15 protein-coding genes are annotated in these 16,450 nt (G+C 59.3%); all 15 read right to left on the bottom strand.

Translation table 11 applies throughout. The features are described from left to right. Positions 1–327: 327 nt before the first annotated feature. Positions 328–1,815, bottom strand: a complete 1,488-nt coding sequence (locus PH552_RS21780; RefSeq protein WP_015341893.1) for an NAD-dependent succinate-semialdehyde dehydrogenase — start codon at positions 1,813–1,815, stop codon at positions 328–330. A gap of 23 nt (positions 1,816–1,838) precedes the next feature. Next, positions 1,839–2,858, bottom strand: coding sequence for an ABC transporter permease (locus PH552_RS21775; protein ID WP_004129685.1), 1,020 nt, complete (start codon positions 2,856–2,858; stop codon positions 1,839–1,841). 12 nt (positions 2,859–2,870) lie between these two features. Next, positions 2,871–3,845 (bottom strand): ABC transporter permease, encoded by a 975-nt coding sequence (locus PH552_RS21770; protein ID WP_015341892.1) that lies wholly within the window; start codon positions 3,843–3,845, stop codon positions 2,871–2,873. After that, the gene (locus tag PH552_RS21765; protein ID WP_015341891.1) at positions 3,842–5,395 is read right to left on the bottom strand and encodes a sugar ABC transporter ATP-binding protein; all 1,554 of its coding nucleotides are present in this window, start codon (positions 5,393–5,395) and stop codon (positions 3,842–3,844) included. Before PH552_RS21765 ends, PH552_RS21770 begins: the two co-directional genes overlap by 4 nt. Before the next feature lie 90 nt (positions 5,396–5,485). After that, positions 5,486–6,652, bottom strand: a complete 1,167-nt coding sequence (locus tag PH552_RS21760; protein ID WP_015341890.1) for an ABC transporter substrate-binding protein — start codon at positions 6,650–6,652, stop codon at positions 5,486–5,488. Between the two features lie 25 nt (positions 6,653–6,677). Further along, entirely contained in the window at positions 6,678–7,574 is an 897-nt protein-coding gene (locus tag PH552_RS21755; protein WP_004129697.1) for an alpha/beta fold hydrolase, read from the bottom strand. Next, positions 7,571–7,954: a hypothetical protein gene (locus PH552_RS21750; RefSeq protein ID WP_004129699.1), complete on the bottom strand. Its 384-nt coding sequence runs from the start codon at positions 7,952–7,954 to the stop codon at positions 7,571–7,573. The genes PH552_RS21755 and PH552_RS21750 overlap by 4 nt, the downstream gene beginning before the upstream one ends. 79 nt (positions 7,955–8,033) lie before the next feature. Next, complete coding sequence (locus PH552_RS21745) at positions 8,034–8,462, bottom strand: carboxymuconolactone decarboxylase family protein (protein WP_004129705.1); 429 nt, start codon at positions 8,460–8,462, stop codon at positions 8,034–8,036. 91 nt (positions 8,463–8,553) lie between these two features. Then, entirely contained in the window at positions 8,554–9,441 is an 888-nt protein-coding gene (locus PH552_RS21740; RefSeq protein ID WP_015341889.1) for an NAD(P)-dependent oxidoreductase, read from the bottom strand. A gap of 88 nt (positions 9,442–9,529) precedes the next feature. Further along, positions 9,530–10,213, bottom strand: a complete 684-nt coding sequence (locus PH552_RS21735; RefSeq protein ID WP_285166284.1) for a GntR family transcriptional regulator — start codon at positions 10,211–10,213, stop codon at positions 9,530–9,532. Between the two features lie 423 nt (positions 10,214–10,636). Then, entirely contained in the window at positions 10,637–11,554 is a 918-nt protein-coding gene (locus tag PH552_RS21730) for a LysR substrate-binding domain-containing protein (protein ID WP_179613269.1), read from the bottom strand. A 43-nt stretch (positions 11,555–11,597) separates the two neighbouring features. Continuing rightward, positions 11,598–13,214, bottom strand: coding sequence for a ribulokinase (locus tag PH552_RS21725; RefSeq protein WP_097607814.1), 1,617 nt, complete (start codon positions 13,212–13,214; stop codon positions 11,598–11,600). Positions 13,215–13,221: 7 nt separating this feature from the next. Further along, positions 13,222–13,926, bottom strand: a complete 705-nt coding sequence (araD, locus tag PH552_RS21720) for an L-ribulose-5-phosphate 4-epimerase AraD (protein ID WP_179613270.1) — start codon at positions 13,924–13,926, stop codon at positions 13,222–13,224. A 10-nt stretch (positions 13,927–13,936) separates the two neighbouring features. Then, positions 13,937–14,911: an ABC transporter permease gene (locus tag PH552_RS21715; RefSeq protein WP_028753496.1), complete on the bottom strand. Its 975-nt coding sequence runs from the start codon at positions 14,909–14,911 to the stop codon at positions 13,937–13,939. Then, on the bottom strand, positions 14,904–16,439 hold the full coding sequence (locus PH552_RS21710; protein ID WP_179613271.1) for a sugar ABC transporter ATP-binding protein: 1,536 nt from the start codon (positions 16,437–16,439) through the stop codon (positions 14,904–14,906). Before PH552_RS21710 ends, PH552_RS21715 begins: the two co-directional genes overlap by 8 nt. Positions 16,440–16,450 lie beyond the last annotated feature (11 nt).

Genomic DNA, 16,450 nt, shown 5'->3' with positions numbered 1-16,450 from the left:
CCGTCGAAAAATACCTACGAAACTATCGAGATGGGTCATCAGACGTTGCGTCAACGCGAGCCTTAAGCACACAGACCCAGCACAAAGGTGAGTCTAGCGCCTGCCTCTCTCCGCACGTTCCGACGTTCCATTGCCGTTCTGCCCTCCACGTTCGCCTGGGCAGCGTGATCGGCCGGGTCCTGCTCGCGGTCGACCGCCTCTTTTTGAAGGCTGTCGGCGCGGTCTTGACCAAGAGTTTCCCCGCCTACTGCAGAATGTGTCATCGGGCCTCCGTGACCAGCTCAAATTGCGGGTGGCGAGCCTTAAGACGCGCCACCAACCGTTGGACTACGACTGTATGCCGCCCATGCAGACGTATTTCATCGAAAGGAAGTCATCCATGCCGTATTTTGAGCCCTCGCGGCCGAACCCCGACTGCTTGACGCCGCCGAACGGTGCGACCTCCGTCGAGATCAGGCCGGTGTTGACGCCGACCATCCCGTACTCCAGGGCCTCCGTAACCTTCCAGACATTTCGAAGGTCGTTGGCGTAGAAGTAGGCAGCGAGACCGAACTCGGTGTCGTTGGCCAGTTCAATGACCTCGTCTGTCGTTTCGAACCTGAAGACCGGGGCGAGCGGCGCAAAGGTCTCCTCTCGTGCGACCTTCATTTCCTTTGTGGCTTCCGAGAGAAGCGTCGGCTGGACGAAGGTGCCACCACGCTCGTCCCTTGCTCCGCCGACAACGACCTTCGCACCCTTACCGACAGCGTCATCGATGTGGCTGTAGAGCTTCGCTACTGCATCCTCGTTGATCAGCGGACCGATGGTGGCTCCATCCTCGAACCCGTCAAGGACCTTGAGCGCGGAAACCCGCGCCGCCAGTTTTTCAATGAAGCGGTCGTAAACCCCGCTCTGGACGTAGAGACGGTTGGCGCAAACGCAGGTCTGGCCGGCATTGCGGAACTTGGACAGCATCGCTCCTTCCACGGCCTCGTCGAGGTCGGCATCGTCGAAGACGATGAAGGGAGCGTTGCCGCCGAGTTCGAGGCTGAGCTTCATGATCTTTTGTGCGCCCTGCGCCATCAGGATGCGCCCGACCTCGGTAGACCCTGTGAAGGTCAGCTTCTTGACGACGGGGTTCGAGCAGACTTCTTCACCGAACATCCGGGCGTTGTCTGTCGGCAGGACGCTGAACAGGCCGCCGGGTATTCCCGCACGCTCAGCGAGGATGGCAAGAGCAAGGGCCGACAATGGGGTTTCGGCGGCCGGCTTGAAGATGATGGCGCAGCCGGATGCCAGCGCCGGGGCGATCTTGCGGCAGACCATGGCGGAAGGAAAGTTCCAGGGCGCGATGGCCGCCACCACGCCGACGGGCTGTTTGATGACTATTAGGCGCTTGTCGGCCTGATGCCCCGGAATGGTGTCCCCGTAAACACGCTTGGCTTCTTCCCCGAACCATTCAATGTAGGAAGCGCCGTAGGCGATCTCGCCGCGTGCCTCGGCCAGAGGCTTGCCCATCTCGGACGTCAGGATGATCGCGAGGTCCTCGGTGTTGGCCGTGACGAGGTCGAAGAACTTCCGCATGACGCCGGCACGTTCCTTGCCCGATCGTGCGGCCCACTTTTTCTGGGCGAGTTTGGCGACGTCGATGGCTTCGCGGACGTCCTGGAGTCCTGCGCTCGGCAGGCTCGCAATCACGTCCCCAGTCGAGGGATTGTGGACCTGGATCGTCTTGCCGCTCGCGCCCTCTTTTCGCCAGTCGCCTCCTACCAGCATTTCCTCGCGTACCAGGGAGGGGTCTTTCAGGCGATCCAGTAGAGCGGTGGAGATAGCCATTGATATTCCTTTCGATGCAACGTTCAAATTTGATTACGGATGTGTGGTGAGCGGGCGTAGATCGCGACCATGGGGACGATCAGCAGCCCTACGACGGCCTGTTGTGCCGGGAAACTGAGCCCCAGGCCGACGAGAAGCGAGGTCAGGACAGTAAGCACGAGGACGCCGAGGACCGTCGCTCCATACCCGCCGGCACCACCTAGAAGAGATGTTCCGCCGATAACGACCGCCGCCACGGTGGTGAACAGATAGGGATCACCGACCCCGACGAAACCGCCGCCGGAGAAACCGAGGAGCAGCATTCCGGTGAGTGCCGACATCGCCCCGCTGACGCTGTGGATCACTGTCCAGATCTTGAATTCCGAGATTCCGAGGCGGGCGGCGGCCGTGCGGCTCCCGCCAACAGCATAGAGGCTCCGGCCAAACCAGGTGTTGTGCATTATCCAGCCCAGGGCGACGGCGATGAAAGCCCATATGACGATAACCGGTGGAAACGGCAGACCGAAGAACTTGCCGTTGAACGCCGAAAGGTTGCGAAGCCATCCGGGGACGGGCGCAAAGACGGTACCGCCGAACTGCGATCCGAGCGAGGTGTAGATCTGGACCGCCCCGACGGCCGCGAAACCCAGGCCGAGCGACATGATCAGCGCCTGACCCTGCAGCCGGAAGCTGAGGGCGCCGTTGCAAGCCCCGACCAAAGTGCCAAGGACGAGCACGACGATCATGGCGACGGGCGCCGGAAGACCCGCCACCATGAGGCTTGGAAGCAGGATATTGGCGCCACCGATGATGTATGGGATGGAAAGATCCAGCGCTCCAACGAGCGCGCAGAGCGTCTGCCCGACAGACGCCAGCCCCAGGAAGGCGGCGAGCAGGAGGATCGATCGCGCGTTCTGCGGCGACACGAAGCCCGGCACGAGCAGCGCTCCAAGAATGAGCAGACATGCAAGGAGACAAAAGCCGATCGAAATACTCTTGTGCTTGCGCAAAGGGCTGGCGCCACGGGCCGCGCCGATTTCTGTGTTCAAGACAGTGGAGATCATTTCCTTACTCCCTCACGCGACAGTGCGGCGGCTGATGACGAAGACGTTCACGAGAAGTGATCCAACGAGGATCAGGCCAAAGGCCATTTGCGTAACGAAGCCCGAAACCGTACCGAAGTTGAAAGTGGACAGAAGATACGAGATGAGGAACATGTTGATCGCGCCGAGCGTCGAGCCGAGCGCACCGCCGCGCCCCCCGGAGAGACTGGCGCCGCCAAGGACCAGCGCCGTGACCGCTTGCAGCGTGTAGGTGCTGCCCTGGGTCGGGTCGCCGGATGAGATCAGCGCGGTGTAGCTCAATGCGGCGAGCCCAGCAAAAACGCCGCCGACCATATGGGCGATGATGCGCACGACGTCGACCTGCACACCGCTGGTATAGGCCATCCGCTCGTCAGCGCCTGTCATCCGCAGGTTGCGGTAAAACATCGTGCCCCTCAGGACGCCCCAGATTGCGAAAGCGCCGAGCAGAAGCAACAGGACAGGCGAAAATACGCTCGTTCCCGCGCCCCAGCTTAGCATCCAGTCTGGAGCGACACCGCCGGGACGCGACATGACCATCAGGTTGACGCCCGACAGAACGAGGAAACCGGAGAGCGTGACGATGATGGGCGCGACGCGCACGTAGATGATCACGAGCGCTTGCACCAACTGGAACGCCGCTCCCAATCCCACCGCCCAGGCAATGATGGCCACAGGGTGCGTGATGCCGTTGCCGACCAGCCACGTAATGAGCGTGACGTTGACGAAGCCCATCAGCGGTCCGACGGAAAGGTCCACGGCTCCGCGGCCCGCCATGACGATCGGTGTTATCGCGAGCGCGGTGAGGATCAGCGGCGTTGCAACCAGAATGGCTCCGGCCAGACCATTGTTCGTGAACAGACCTTGGCCACGGAAGGCGACGGCGCAAAGGAGGACAAGGAAAAGCCCGGCCGGAACGTACAGCGAGCGGTCCTGCGTGACTTGACGGAAAGCGGTTGCAGACATCATGCGGTCCTTTCCAGATCGAAATCAACGGAAGCGTCCCGGGCTTTCCCGAACATAGCGGCGAGGATTGGTGCCTCGGCGATTTCCTCGCCGGTCAGGGATCGAAACAACGTTCCCCCGAAGAACACGTCGACGCGATCGGCAAACCCGATGAACTCCTCGATCTCAGTCGACAGGTAGATGACACTGCCGCCTTTTTCAGCAAACAGGCGGAGTTCGCGGTAGAGGTCGCGCTTGGTGCCGAGATCGACGCCGCGGGCGGGGTCATTCAGGAGGATGACTTGGGGATCGTTTGCGAAGGCGCGCCCGATGAGCACCTTCTGTTGGTTGCCACCCGACAGTGAGGTGATCCTGTTCGACGGGCTGCCGATCTTGATGCGCAGACGATCCACTTCGCGCTTGAACATCGGTTTCAGCGTGGGCTTGCGGATCACACCCAGGGGGCCGAGCTTCTTCCTGTAGACACCGATGGCGAGGTTTTCGAAGATGCTTTGTTGCGGGAAAATACCCTCGCGCTTGCGGTCCCCGGAGACGTAGGAAACACCGAGGTTTGCAGCATCGTCGAGCGATCGCAGCGGGACCATCTTGTCCGTATCCACCGAGCGGACCTTCACCTCGCCACCGAACGGCTGGATGATGCCGGCCAAGGCGCGGATAAAAGCGTCCTGCCCCTGCCCATCAAGCCCGGCCACGCCGACGATGCTCCCCTTGGGAAGGTCGAAATCGAACAGGCGCGCCGACCGGTGTGCGGCGAGACCAGTCGCAGTTAGTATTAGAGGTGCCGAGAGCGCCTTCTTTCGGGAGGCGTATTCTGTCGCATCGCTGGCGCGCCGATCTGCCGGCGTCATCATGGACAGCAGGTTTTCCTCGGTGATCTCGTCCTTTCCGAGCGTACCGACAGTTATCCCATCACGCAGGATCGTCGCACGGTCGGCGATACGCACGAGTTCCGCGATCCGGTGGGTGACGATGAGGATCGTCGCGCCCTCGGCACGAAGGCGGTCGATTTCCGCATGGAGCCGGAGGGTCGAGTCGAGGTCGAGCGCGGCCGAAGATTCGTCGAGAATCAGCACCTGCGGCTTGCGAAGGATAGCCCGGGCGATGACGATCCACTGTTTGATGCTGAGTGGGAGGCTGCCTGCCAGTTGATCGAGGTCTACGGATTTTCCGACGAGCCGCGCCACGATTTCAGCCGCTTCTGTCCGCCGATCGCCGGTCGACTGCGAACGAAAGACACCGTCACGACCGACATAGAGGTTCTCGAACACGCTGGCCTCGTCGGCAACCAGTACTTCCTGGAAGATGGTGGTCAGGCCGACCCGCTTGGCGTCGACGGGCGAGGCAACCTTTTCACCCAGGATCGTGACTTTGCCAGCGTCCGGGTGCAAAACGCCCGACATGATCTTGGCCATCGTGCTCTTGCCGCTGCCGTTCTCGCCGACGATGGCGTGCACCTCTCCGGCGCGGGCCTCGAAGTCGCACTTCTTGAGTGCCCTCGTCTCCCCGAACGCCTTGGCGACATCTATCATTCTGACTGTTATCTCGCTGCCCATCGCAGACCTCCCACCCGCAACGTCCGCCAAGGCGGCTTTTACGATCATCCAAGGTCCCGCCCGGCGGTTAAGCCACCGGGCGGATCCGGCTTACTGGGCTACCGGCTTCCAGGGATCGGCAGGACGCTCGAAGTACTGGTCGGCAATCGCACTTGGGAACCATCCGTCCGCCTTAGGTTCGACGAAATCAGTCGAGTTCAAATCGCAATCCTCGGGGATCGCAGCGCGAACGTCATCGATTGTGAACGGCAGGACTGGGCGCAGGAAGGACTGCACCTTTGGCCCCTGCCCTTCGAGCGTGCGAAGCATGATCTCCCACATCTGCTGCATCTCGCGGCGCGGCGGCCAGATATGGAAGCCGGCATCGATCCATTCCGGATTCTTGCGCCAGTAACATGCCGCCGAAGCCTCGCCGCCTAGCGTAATAGGCACCATGTCGCGGCCCGACTGGAGCATGGCGTTCAACACGCCGTTCTCCTGCGCGCCCTGTGTCAGAATACCGTCAATCTGGATGGGGTTCGTCGCCAAAAATTTCTGCACCTCGACCTGTGCTACCTGGTCGGTCCACTTGCCAGCCACTTCGCCGACAATCTTGATGTCGGGATACTTTGCCAGCGCGTCTTTGGCGGCCTTGTCGAAGCTGTCGGATGAGGCGAAGCCAGGGATGCCCGACACGAGAAGCACGTTGCCTTTCTTGCCGATCTTGTCTGCGAGCCAGATCGCCATCTCGCCGCCGCCCTGCGCGTGATTGGCAGCGCCGTTGATCGCGTAAGGCGACGTCACGTATCCCGAAAACGAGAAGACAGGAACGCCTGCCTTATAGGCGTACTCGATCGTCTGATTGAGAGCGGTGACGTTCGAGCAGCAGATGATGATGGCATCAACACCATCATCAACCATCTGGCGCATCTGCTGAATCTGGACGGCGTCCTTGAGGTCGGACTGAGTGACCACGACTTCAGATACGAGCCCCGCTTTTTTGGAGCGCGGCAAGAGGTCATTCATGACGGCATCGAGGGCCGCTGCGCGCCACGTATTGCCGGCATAGCTACTGGCGTAGCCGATCTTCCAGGGCGGTCCCTTCTTCGGTTTGAAGTCCTTGTAGGCACTCGCTCCGAGCGGAACCTGCGGGTCGACGACCTCGTAGATTTTCTTCTCGTTGGCGGGGAGCTGGTCGACGCCGTCAGCCCAGGCCGTGGTCGTCAGGGCGCTGACCGCGATCAGCGCCCCCATGGTTCCGGTTAAACTCCGTCTCATTGGATGCTCCTCCCAAGAGATTGTTTCAGGCGACTTTCGCCCTGGTTGCGGATGCCTGCCGGATTTCCTCGAGGATCGGCAGCAGGTATTTTCTGAACTCGGTGTAGTCTTCGGTGACCGGGAAATGACCGAGCTTCTCCATCGTCCAGAACTTGCTGCCCTTGACGAGATCGGCGGCGATCTTGGTGTCGGCCGGGGAGGTATTCGGATCGTATTCGCCCGTCAGGAAGTACAGCATGCACTTCGACGTATCGATCTTGCTCGCCTCTTCGGGTGAGACATTGTGGTCGTAGTAGTAGTAATAGAGGTCACCTGCGAAGACGCCCGGACCGCCGCAGCTATATTCCCACTGGATTTCGCGGACATTGGCTTCTGGTGAGTAGGGCGAGATATTGAGCATCATGGCCGCGCCGATGGAGGTGCGGTTCACGTTTGGGTTGTCGAATTCTTTCCTAATGCCTGCCATGCCGACATCGACATATTCGGCAGCCGAGCGCAGTGCCCCTTCGACGGAGATAGTAGCGCGGAAGTTGTCGGGGTAATTCGACGCCAGATCGATAGCAAGATGTCCGCCCATCGAGCTACCCATATAAACGGGGCGGTCCAGACCAAGAGCTTTAGAGAGTTCCAGTTGGAAATCCATCATGAACTTCTTGGTCATGTTGTACTCTTTCTCCCACCAGCGAACGCCGTGTGGAGGAAGAGACTTCCCGTGATAGGGCAAGTCGAACGCGATAACGCGGAAGTTCTTGGTCACGTCTTCGTCGCAGAGCGTGTGGCGGTACTGCCGGCCGTCGGAGCCCGCCGTGTGACCGACAAGCAAGGGAATGCCCTCTCCGGCTTCCTCGTAATAGACGCGATATTCGATGCCTTCGATCGTCAGGTAGACGTAACGGCCCGTGATTGGATCATGCCTGGTCATGCTGCTACTCCTTCCGGGCGGGCTTCGCGCATCAGGTTCGTCATGCGATTGAGCGCAGGGAGATACGCGAAGGTTTCGTTATTGTTGCTAAGGAACAGACCGTGTTTGATGTTTGACGACTGCAGGCACTGATAAAACGGCCGCGGCTTCTTCTGGAGAAGCGCGTCCCACTGTTCACCCGTGCCCCGGATGACGATCTTGCACTTCTCGTCGTCGTAGGCGGCTTCTTCGACCTTCACCATCTTGCCGTCTTCGAAGTGGAGTGCGACGCTGCGGCTCGGAAAATCGCATTTGATAATGCCGTTGAGATAACGGGTTTCGCGCTTGAACTCGAAGTCCTCCAGCGCCAGTTTTTTGAACTTCTCGAGATCGATGGCCAAGTTCGGCTCCTCCCTGGTTAAAACGGCGCGGCCGATCCACGCCTTTCAAAATTTTCCGCCACGCCCAGCGGCGGCGGCTTCAGATGCCCATTTCGTTGAAGACCTCCTGGGCGTTTCGGAAGCTGTCGATGCCCGCCGGTACGCCGGCGTAGATCGCGACCTGCAGGAAAATCTCCTGGATTTCCTCCTTGGTGAGGCCGTTGTTGATCGCGCCGCGCACGTGGCCCTTGAGCTCATGCGGACGATTGAGGACAGAGATCATGCCAAGGTTCAGAATGGACCGCGCGCGCCTGTCGAGGCCTGGTCGATTCCAGATCTCGTTCCAGCAATACTCAGTGACGAGCTGCTGCATAGGCCAGGTGAAGTCGGTCGCCTTACCGAGTGCTGCGTCGACATAGGCATCGCCCATGACTTCACGACGCGTCGCCAGCCCTTGAGCGAACTGTTTCGAAGGGACAGGCCGCTCCTTGCCGTGTGTTTTCACTTTCGTTTCTTTCGTGGCGGTCATTCGACAACGCTCCTAGCTTTACTGTCTACGACAAGATCAACTGATTATCAGACAATCTGTCTGTTTAGCCCGAATTCGCGAGTTTCCGAGGCTAATTGTGATCTTCGATGTATCGGATGATGCGGGTGTGGTCCTCGGATGGGCCTAGCGCCTTCTGTGCAGCATCCCAGGCGTCTGCCGTGCTGGCGAGAGCATCGAGGCGAAGACCAAGCGTCTTGGCGAGATCGGCGGCGATGCGGATATCCTTGGCCATCAGGCCAATGGCAAATCCCGACCCGAACGTCTCAGAGAGGATGAACTGCTTCATCTTCACTTCGGTGGCGTTGTTCTTTCCAGACGACGAGTTGAGAATATCGACGATCGTCGCCGGCTCCAGGCCGAAGGCGCGTCCAAGAAGGACACCCTCGATCGCCGCCAGCACACCTGCACCGGATACGAAGTTGTTAATCGCTTTCATCGCGTGACCCGAGCCAACTGGCCCCGTCCGGAACACCTGTTGTCCCACTGCCTTCAGCAGCGGCTCGGCCTCCTCGATATCAGCATCCTCCCCACCGGCCATGATTGTCAAGGTGCCAGAAACGGCGCGCTTGACGCCTCCGGAGACCGGGGCGTCAACCAGCCGAAGGCCACGAGAAGCAAGTTCGAGACCGAGTTCCCTTGTGTCGTTTGGAGCAGACGAACTCATGTCTATGACGACGGCATTCTGCTTCAGGCCGCCACAGGCGTTTTCGCCCAGCAGCGCCTCGCGCACGATCTTGCCGTTCGGAAGCATGGTGATCACGAAACTGGCCCCGACCATGGCGTCAGAAATCGTTTCGGCGGCTCGCCCGCCCGCATCAGCGAGCTTTATCTTGGCGTCTTTCGAGAGGTCGAAACCGACGACATCGAAGCCCGCCGAAATGAGATGTTGAGCCATAGGCTGGCCCATCGCGCCCAGCCCTATAAAGGCCACGCGCGTTGCGTTGAGTGTCGATGACATTTTTTCCTCCGGACGCGTGCGAGCAATGAAACCCGCCTTCCTTCAGAGAGGATTAAAAAGATTATCAGACAATCTGTCAATCGAAATTTTAAGTTTCTGGCGCTGCGTTCTTCCGGAGGTATTCAAGTGCGACCTTGGCAGCCTGGTCGATATGGAATTTGCAGGCCGCCGCCGCCAACGGCCCGTTGCGATTCTGGATTGCGTTCGCAATATCCCTAATTTCGGCAATGCTATGCGCAAGCCGTCCCGGTTGCGTCATGGTTGTCATTCGAAGGAGATTTATCCGATTATGCAGAGCTGTCAGCATTTGCCTTACGAACACGTTTTTGCTGCCGTCCATCAAACAGTTGTAAAACGCGTTTTTCGCATCTATGAGGCGCGCACCGACGCCACTTTCGGCAGCGGCTTCGAATTCGACCACCGCGGCTAGAAGTGTCGCTATGTCGGCGGCAGTGCCATGCTCAGCGAACTGCTGGCCCGCGAATCCTTCAAGAAGAGCCCGAACGGTATAGAGTTGCTGCGCTTCCTCGTAGGTGATCGTACTGACGACCGGTCCCTTATGGGGATAGCTTGTGATAATGCCTTCAGCTTCGAGCTGTCGCATTGCCTCGCGAACCGAGGTCCTGCCGACGCCCAGCATTTCGCAAAGTTCTCGCTCTACCAATCGCTGGCCGGGCTTAAATCGCCCACTGGCTATCGCCTGACGTAGAGACTCCTCAACTTTTACGCGCAACGTCGCACTTTGTCTGGATATCTGTAGGTCCGTCTGCATCGCCCGCCAACACCTGTAATCGGCTCACGCCGCGCTAAATCATTCTCTACATATGGAGGCATTCGCTCTTAATATCAATCCAGATTGTCTGAGAGCTGCCAGCCTCAATTGATCTCTTCGCGACAGCTTTGCCTGCTCGTCGTGTCTGACAGCCATAGACTTGCGGGCTCTTAAGTCGCGGATAGCGCCGCCCGGAGCGCGATCTGACACGGTCCTACAGCTATGGCCTTGAAGTCGTCAGCGCATAGACTGGTGAGAAGGACAGAAGACGGCGCATATCGTGCTCGGTGGCCGCTCGCCTCGCAATCGCAAAAACTTCAAAAAATCTCGAGGCATGGCTAAGAGAAGGTTGGGCATCACGCATATTGCTGTCTCGGCGTTTTAAAGAACGCCGGACGATCTTGCTGCCCGTCAGAGGTTCGATCAGCCTCGCGCCCGCATTTCAGCCGAGGCAGTGTCTTCAAGCCATACGTTTTCCAGCCATTGCTTGAACGCGTTGACCTTTTCTGATCTGAGCCGCGAGCGGACATATGTGAGCGTGTGGCAACGAAGGTTGGGGCCTGTCATCCCGAACGGAAGGACGAGGTTACCTCTTTCCACATCCCGTTCAAGAAGCCGGTAGCTCTCCAGGCACACGCCGCGTCCTTCGACAGCGGTCGCGATCGCCATAAACGCATCGCGAAATCGAGCGCCGCGATTGACGTCAATCGCCAAGCCGTGGTCCTTCGCCCATTGTTGCCAGCTGTAAAGCGTCTGCTCCGACTTGATCAAGGTGTGGCCCACCAGATCCGATGGCTTGCGTATGGGCCGCTCGCCATTCGCCACCTCGGGAGAGCAGGCTACGACGATTGTCTCAAGGGGGAACTCCTCCGCCGCGATAGAGCCCAGTCGAGGAGCGCTGCCGTAGCAGATATCGACATCGACCGAGCCATCGGACAATTTTGCAGGATCCGATGTAGACAGAAGCCTGATTTCGATCGAGGGATACAATTCTTCGAACCGAGGCAATCTTGGCATAAGCCATAGCGAAGCCAGACTTGAAGCACAGCCGACGCTCAGGACGTCGACGCTGTTGCGCCGGCACACCTCATCGGTCGCCTGCTCAATCATCGAAAGCGCTTCTGAAAGATCACGGTGGTATCGCTCGCCAATCTCGGTGAGCGACACGTTCCTTCCAATGCGGTGAAAGAGTTTTTCCCCAAGGTCGTCTTCCATCAGCCTGATTTGGTGGCTGATCGCCGAGGGAGTAAGCTGCAGCTGGGCAGCAGCCTCGAGAAATGAACCCTTTCTGCCGGCTGCGACGAACGACTGTATTGCACGAATGGATGGAAGTGACGCCATCACGTTCTCGATCCATAGACATCTGATCTAAGAGCACAGCGGGTCATAGCAATGCTACCTTGCGCGCGGCACGGTGGCCAAACTCGGACCGAATACTCTCACCTGCAGCAATCCGCTTGATGTCTCCGAGAACTTGCGAGAAGTCTGCGAGGCTCGAGGTGCCAAAGCCCATATAGACCTGCTTGAACAGCTGATAGAGGGTCTCATAACGTCCGCGCGTGCTCGGATCAGGCTCAAACTTTCTGTAGCCCACGCACATGGCTGCCTGAGCGCTCTCGATTGATCCATGATCTTTGGATGCAAGAGCGGCGAATATTCCCGAACCGAGACCGGTCGGAATACCGTCGGGGACCAATATGGGCTTGCCTATAACATTGGCGTAGATCTGGTTGAGGATGTCGTTCCTTTGCGGGATACCTCCCCCATTAATGACGCGGTTGACTGGAACGCCGTGCTGCTCCATCCGCTCCAGGACAACCCGTGTATGGAAAGCCGTACCTTCAATCGCGGCATACAGTTCGTCCTGCGCTGTATGGCCGAGATGCCAGCCAAGCGTCATTCCACCAAGGTCGGAGCGGACGAGAACCGTCCGGTCCCCGTTGTCCCAGGGGAGACGCATCAGACCGGTCTTTCCGCCTTCGATGCTTTCCAGGCCTTCAGCGAGCCTGGACACCGTCGTGCCGGCACGTCGTGCTATTGCGTCGAACAGGTCGCCTGTCGCAGACAGGCCTGCCTCAACTCCCACAAGGTCTGGATGTGCACTCCCTGGGACGACGCCGCAAACACCGGGGATTAGCTTCACACGTTCACTAACGGCAATGATACAGGTCGACGTACCGATCACATTGACGACGTCCCCCAGACGGCAGCCAGCGCCAATTGCATCCCAATGGGCATCAAACGCACCCGTGGGAACTGGTATCCCGGCGGTCAGGCCGAGTCGTTCGCCCCAGTATGTGCTGAGCCCACCTGCGATCGAAGCAGAGGTCTGATATGTTCCGCCAATCTTCTCGCGCACGCCGTCGAAAAGCGGATCGACGCGGGACAAGAAAGCCTGCGAGGGCAAGCCACCCCATTTCGGGTTCCACATCCACTTGTGTCCCATGGCGCAGACGCTGCGCACCATGCGAGCCGTGTCGGTCACTCCGGTGAGGACGGCGGCTGCCATGTCGCAATGTTCCACGGCGGTCCCAAAGCGCTCGCGCTGGTCGGGGTTGTGGCGCATCCAGTGGAGAAGCTTGGCAAAGCCCCACTCGTGGGAATAGGTTCCGCCGCACCATTCAATTGCTTCAATGTGCATGTCGTGCGCCATCGCCGTTATCTCTTCGGCTTCCGCTTTGGCGCGGTGGTCACACCAGAGGTAGTAGTCCCCCAAAGGCTGCATATTTTTGTCGACAGGCAACACCGAGGACCCGGTCGTGTCGACCGCAATCGCACGGATCTCCTTGGAATCTACGCCGCATTCGTCGATCACTCGATGCATCGCCAGCACAAGCGCTTCCATATGATCTACGTGGGACTGCGTTGCCAGGTCGGGATCGGAACGACGCCGCTCGAGAGGATATTCCGCGACGCAGGTTCCAAGGGAACCCTTCTCGGAATCAGCTAGCGTTACCCGCACGCTCAAGGTTCCGAAATCAACTCCTGCTACAATCGACATGATAATCCTACTTGGAACTGTCTGGCTGGCCGTAGGTCGCCGACTGGCCGTGCTTGCGTTGATAGTGGAGGTCCAGCAAAGCGTCGGAAATTTCTGGATCGTCCTGGTTCAGTTGCCGGGCGTGGAAGGCAATCTTGGCGACAGCCTCGAGCATCTCCGCGTTATGAACGGCGGCGGCTGCGTCCTTGCCCCAGGAGAAGGGGCCGTGATCGTTAACCAGGGCTGCGGGGACGGAGAGCGGCGCATTGTTTCCGAGTGCCTCGACGATGACCTTGCCCGTGTTGCGGACGTAACCGTCTATGATTTCGTCGTCGCGCAGCTTGCGAGTAACGGGGATCGTTCCGTTGAAATAGTCGGCATGGGTCGTTCCCATGGCAGGGATACCCCGGCCGGATTGGGCCCACACCGTCGCGAAGAACGAGTGCGTGTGGACCACGGCACCGATAGACTTGAAGCTTTTGTAGAGTTCCAGGTGCGTATCGAGATCAGACGATGGTCGCAGCGTGCCCTCTAGGATATTGCCATCGAGGTCGGTTACAACGATATCTGCGACCTGCATTGCCTTATAGGAAACGCCACTCGGTTTGATGGCGACAACACCCTTTGCGCGGTCGATAGCGCTGACGTTACCGAACGTCGAGATGACGAGACCGCGGTCGTAGAGCGCGGCATTTGCATCAAGAACGGACTTGCGGAGCTCGATATATTTCATTATCGCCTCCTCAGGCCTTTTGACGGCGACTGAAACGATCGGCTGCCACGGCGATCAGTATGATCGTGCCGATGACGACTTGGTGCCAGAAGGTGTTCACGTTGAGCAGGTTGAGCGCGTTGCGGACGACCGCCATCAAAACGGCACCCACGGCAGTTCCAAACAGAGTGGCGCGTCCGCCAGACAAACCCGTTCCGCCGATTACGACGGCAGCTATGACATCCAGCTCGTACCCCTGGCCGGCTTCAGGCATGGCGGCTTCAAGGCGCGAGGTGAGCAGAATGCCCGCGAAGGCCGAGAGGACCCCGACCAGCACGTAAACGGCGATCTTGACCTTGTCCGTGGGGATGCCGACCAGCCGGGCAGCGTCCGGATTGCTGCCGATCGAGAGAACGAAACGGCCGAAACGCGTGTAATAGAGAAGGTAGAAGGCGATCGCGAAGACGATGGCGGTCAGAATGACCGGAACAGGAACACCGCCGGCATAGCTCTGGCCGATCATTCGGAAGGCGGGGTCGGAGGCTCCGACGATCGGAATACCCTGAGTGTAGACCATCACGATACCGCGGCTGATGACCATGATGGCCATTGTGGCGATAAAGTCCGTGATCCCGACCTTGGTGATCAGGATTCCGTTCACCAGTCCGATCACCGCACCGACCGCAATCCCGCCTGCGCATGCCAGAGGAACGGGATAGCCAAGCACAATCAGGTTTGCGGTCACAAGACCGCTCAGCGCGAGTGTCGAACCGACGGAGAGGTCGATGCCCCGCATCCCGATCACAAAGGTCGCTCCAAACGCGATCACGGCAATGGGGACCGCCTGACGAAGAACGTCAGTCAAGTTGCCAAAGGTGAAAAACCGCGGAGCGGCAAAGCCGAGCGCCACCAGAAGAACGACGAAGGCCAGATAAACGCCGGCATTGCCGCCGTTGAGTGCGAGCGTAAGGGGCGAGCGCGGGCGTGTAGCTGCAATATCAGCCATGGGTACCTCCCTGAAGATGATGGCCTTGCGGCGGCCTTACCGAATGAAGAGCGAGTGTTTCTTCCTTGGAGGTCGCAGCATCGACGACCGCCGAGATTCGTCCTTCGAACATGACCGCGACCCGGTGACACAATCCAAGCAGTTCCGCGTTGTCGGCGGACACCACGATGACAGCACAGCCGTCTTTCGCGGCAGCCTGGATGAGGGTGTAGACCTCGGCCTTGGCACGCACGTCGACGCCACGCGTTGGCTCCTCAAGCATGAGCACCTTTGGCTGGGTGAGCAGCCAGCGAGCAAGCATGACTTTTTGCTGATTACCGCCGCTCAGCGATGTGATGTCGGCACCGGGGCCGTCGCATTTCACGCCGAGCTTGGCGATGTAGCCGGAGGCAATCTCGCGCTCCTTTTTCGGCATCAACGTGATTTTGCCGAGCGTTCGAAGGTTGGCGATAGAGAGGTTCCAGCCGACATTGTGTTGTGGAAAAATCCCCTCGGTTTTACGTTCGGCGGGCAAGAAGGCGACGTGTTGACGAATAGCGTCCGTCGGGTCCGAAATCGCCGCTTGCTTTCCGTCGATCAGAATCGAGCCGGTCTCATGCGGGATCTGCCCGAAGATCGCCCGCAGGAGCGCGCTCTTGCCTGATCCTTCGAGACCCGTGACGCCGAGGATTTCACCCTGGGCTACCGAGAAGGTGATGTCTTCGAAGACACCCCTTTTCGTCAAACCGCGAACGTCCAACGAGGGTTCGGACCTTGCCGGGACGCGGGGAGGAAACTGTTTTGCGAGAGAGCCGCCGATCATCGCACTGACGACCTTGTCTACGTCGAGCTCCGATACGGGCAGGTCTGCGACCGCGCTGCCATCGCGCAAGACCAACACGCGGCTGACGATGCCGAGGAGTTCCTGGATCCGGTGAGATACATATATGAGAGCTTTACCGGCCTGCTGAAGCTTCTTGATGATGGCGAACAGCTGTTTGCGTTCGACCTCCTCGAGCGCTTCGGTCGGCTCGTCCATGATGATGATGTCGGCGTTGCTGCTAATGGCTTTGGCGATCTCGATCATCTGCCGATGCGAGAGGCTAAGCTCTCGAACTGGCCTGTCGAGAGGTACGTCCACGCCTAACTCGCCCTTCAGGATACGCGAGGCGGCTGCCCGCATGGCCGAATGGTCAAGCGGTGATGCACTTGCACGCCCGTGGCGCAGCTCCCTGCCCGCGAATATGTTTTCGGCGGCGTCAAAGTCCGGAAACAGGCTCAGCTCCTGGTAGATGATCGCGATGCCGGCCCTGGACCCGTCTTTGGGATTGTTCAGATCGACCACCTTACCTCTGACAGAAATGGTGCCTTCGTCGCGTGCATATGCACCAGAGAGGATTTTCATGAGCGTCGACTTGCCTGCGCCGTTCTCGCCGACCAGGCCGAGAACCTCGCCGGGATTGAGTACGAGCTCGATGCCATTAAGCGCCTTCGTGTTGCCGAAGCGTTTGGCAATGCCTTTCATCTCGAGCAGCGGAGCGTTTGTCATTCAGGTCGCCC

Origin of the sequence: Rhizobium aureum (genome assembly GCF_030182495.1) — a bacterium.
GTDB lineage: Bacteria > Pseudomonadota > Alphaproteobacteria > Rhizobiales > Rhizobiaceae > Rhizobium > Rhizobium tropici_C.
The sequence above is the reverse complement of the archived record's forward strand: the minus strand, read 5'-3'. Positions and strand labels throughout refer to the sequence as shown.

Excerpts from the sequence above, each read along its gene's own strand:
- PH552_RS21780 (WP_015341893.1), bottom strand. The coding sequence starts at position 1,815 with ATGGCTATCTCCACCGCTCTACTGGATCGCCTGAAAGACCCCTCCCTG.
- PH552_RS21775 (WP_004129685.1), bottom strand. The coding sequence starts at position 2,858 with ATGATCTCCACTGTCTTGAACACAGAAATCGGCGCGGCCCGTGGCGCC.
- PH552_RS21770 (WP_015341892.1), bottom strand. The coding sequence starts at position 3,845 with ATGATGTCTGCAACCGCTTTCCGTCAAGTCACGCAGGACCGCTCGCTG.
- PH552_RS21765 (WP_015341891.1), bottom strand. The coding sequence starts at position 5,395 with ATGGGCAGCGAGATAACAGTCAGAATGATAGATGTCGCCAAGGCGTTC.
- PH552_RS21760 (WP_015341890.1), bottom strand. The coding sequence starts at position 6,652 with ATGAGACGGAGTTTAACCGGAACCATGGGGGCGCTGATCGCGGTCAGC.
- PH552_RS21755 (WP_004129697.1), bottom strand. The coding sequence starts at position 7,574 with ATGACCAGGCATGATCCAATCACGGGCCGTTACGTCTACCTGACGATC.
- PH552_RS21745 (WP_004129705.1), bottom strand. The coding sequence starts at position 8,462 with ATGACCGCCACGAAAGAAACGAAAGTGAAAACACACGGCAAGGAGCGG.
- PH552_RS21740 (WP_015341889.1), bottom strand. The coding sequence starts at position 9,441 with ATGTCATCGACACTCAACGCAACGCGCGTGGCCTTTATAGGGCTGGGC.
- PH552_RS21735 (WP_285166284.1), bottom strand. The coding sequence starts at position 10,213 with ATGCAGACGGACCTACAGATATCCAGACAAAGTGCGACGTTGCGCGTA.
- PH552_RS21730 (WP_179613269.1), bottom strand. The coding sequence starts at position 11,554 with ATGGCGTCACTTCCATCCATTCGTGCAATACAGTCGTTCGTCGCAGCC.
- PH552_RS21725 (WP_097607814.1), bottom strand. The coding sequence starts at position 13,214 with ATGTCGATTGTAGCAGGAGTTGATTTCGGAACCTTGAGCGTGCGGGTA.
- araD (WP_179613270.1), bottom strand. The coding sequence starts at position 13,926 with ATGAAATATATCGAGCTCCGCAAGTCCGTTCTTGATGCAAATGCCGCG.
- PH552_RS21715 (WP_028753496.1), bottom strand. The coding sequence starts at position 14,911 with ATGGCTGATATTGCAGCTACACGCCCGCGCTCGCCCCTTACGCTCGCA.
- PH552_RS21710 (WP_179613271.1), bottom strand. The coding sequence starts at position 16,439 with ATGACAAACGCTCCGCTGCTCGAGATGAAAGGCATTGCCAAACGCTTC.